The following is a 2,179-nucleotide window of genomic DNA, read 5'->3' on the forward strand; positions in this document are numbered from 1 at the left end:
CAAATCCCGCGCCGACCACACCCCATCAACAGAGCAGGAGGACACCCCCGCGGCACTGACCGCCTGAACCATCACCCCGAAGAATCACACGACGACGTCGTACACCACATCACTGGACTTGACCAAAAGGGACGCCATTACGCCGACGAGGAGCGCTATGTAAGCGTGCTCGCGTTTCTGTGAAATCTTGCCGCTGGCCCGTTGAGTGAAGTACCAGATCCCTACGGCAACTACGGCTATTGCAGAGGCAATAAAACCGACGACTATCCAGACTGGAACAGACTTGCTGGGGTTGACGGGAGTTGAATGGAACACCATGTCGACGGCGGTCAGCGCGGCGACATACAGCGGCAGAATGAGCACCGCCCGTTTGATGTTGATCACTTCATCCACCCCGGTATCGGTACGTCGGCGCATTCGGCTGCGCCTTCTAGCGCCGCTTTGACGGGGGCTTCCTCTACACCCTTCGCGAACCCGCCGACAAAGCCGAGGACGGCCCCGGGCAGCGCCCCTGCGCCGGCGAACTCGGGAGTGGCTATTCCGCCACCTGCCGCACCGACGATCGCACCCTTGATGCCTGTCTCGAATCCGCCTTTGACCATATCCTTGCCGACGTTAGCTTTCACCTGACTCCCTACGCACTGCCCGAAGCTCGGTTGAGGTGGCACGGTAGGCATCGGTCCTGGCGCCGGCTGAGGACCGGGGTCTGGTCGCGGACCGAATGCCGGCATAGGTGTGGCAGCCGGCTGCGCTGGCTGGCCGGGTGACGTGAGAGCTTGCTTGTACTGGTCTAAGAAGCTGGGCTGCTGCGCTGGCTGCGGAGCCCCAGGCTGGGGTTGCGGTTGTGGTTGTGGGCCGCCGTCCTGCTTGAAGTCGACAAGGCGCACCCCGTTGCGGTTCGAGCCAGGTGTCGTGCGGTCGGCGGCGGCTGCGCCGTGATTGGAGTTTGGACTCGAGGCTGGCGCAAAGCCGCTGCCGCCGAGACCGGCAGTAGCGGCGGTGAGCTGACCGGCGACCTTGGTGTCGGCCCCGTCGAGTTGTTCGGCGCGCAAACGGATGTCAGCGGCGAACGCTTGAAAGGTCCTCTCCGACAGTGAATCCCGCGTTCTGGGCGTCTTCGATGCCGTAGACGACGCGGCGCTGGGCTGCGCTGATGTCGCTGGCACCGTTGCGGGCTATCCCAGCGGCCTGCCGCAATAGATCGGCCTTGGCGCTGACGACGGACAGATCGGCCTGGGTGCGTTCTCGCAGTGCGTCACTCTGTTCAAGCTCGCGGCCGAGCGGGCCGGGGTCAAGCCCGAGCTGATGGTTGCCCGTGGCATCACCGTGGACGACTTCGGCGCGGGTATGTACGGCGACCTGGCCCAGCTGGTGGACGCCATGGTCGAGCAGCGCAACGAGCTGGGGCTGCCTAAGTATCGAGGAAATCCCAGTCGTCGCCGAGTATCCACCGCAGGGCGGATAACTTGCCGTTCAGCATTCCCCACTCGTACTTGTTGTATGGACCGAGATTCTCTGCGCCGTAGGTGTTTTCGACACGAGCACGCCCAGGCCCGGCGACGCGCCGCAAATACTTCAGCTCCTCGTCCTTGCCCTGCTCGATCAACTCCTGCTCGTGATACATCGAGCGGTCGTACCAGATCCGATCGAACATCTCCTTCTCAGCGGCAAGGATCTCGTCCAGTCGCCGGGGCTCTTCGGGGAAGTACATCTCCGCAATGAGCTCTTCAAGGTAGTCGCCGAACTCATCGCGAAGGCACTTCTCCAACCCGTCGACTCCAAGCCGATAACTGGAGTGCTGCGGCGCGAACGTGTCGGCGATGTCGTTATGGGGCTGCCGTCGATCTCCGTGCACGGTCGAGAAGTCCTCGGAATTCGTGGTAACGAACGCGTAGGTGTCGCCAGGGCCCGCGGCGGCCAACGCGGTCGCGTACATCTCGAGCAGCAGCGCGTCCGCGACACTGTTGCGCTGCCGGTGGAACGGCGCGGACTTGGCCAACCCACGGGCCACTACGCGCTCATGTTCTGTGGTCGTCGCCTCCAGTCGCTTGCCGGGGTTGTGCCCCGTGAAGTGGTGTAAAGCCGATCGGCGTTTCGCTTGAGGCTCTGCGAGTTTCCACTATGCCGTGATGGCGGCGGGGACGGCAACGGATTGGTCGGCTGAATCGGAGCGGGGATG

Annotated in this window: 1 protein-coding gene and 2 pseudogenes; all 3 read right to left on the bottom strand. The window is 63.4% G+C overall.

Features of this window, described 5'->3' with window-relative positions; translation table 11 throughout:
* Positions 1–126: 126 nt before the first annotated feature.
* Positions 127–417: pseudogene (locus tag H7I87_RS15250) on the bottom strand (hypothetical protein); the annotation flags it as partial.
* Positions 381–1,257 (bottom strand): annotated as a pseudogene (locus tag H7I87_RS15255) (hypothetical protein); the annotation flags it as partial. The pseudogenes H7I87_RS15250 and H7I87_RS15255, both read right to left, overlap by 37 nt.
* Before the next feature lie 154 nt (positions 1,258–1,411).
* Positions 1,412–1,999: a PIN domain-containing protein gene (locus H7I87_RS15260; RefSeq protein ID WP_139334336.1), complete on the bottom strand. Its 588-nt coding sequence runs from the start codon at positions 1,997–1,999 to the stop codon at positions 1,412–1,414.
* Positions 2,000–2,179 lie beyond the last annotated feature (180 nt).

It is taken from the genome of Mycobacterium timonense (assembly GCF_025821985.1).
Classification (GTDB): Bacteria; Actinomycetota; Actinomycetes; order Mycobacteriales; family Mycobacteriaceae; genus Mycobacterium; species Mycobacterium avium.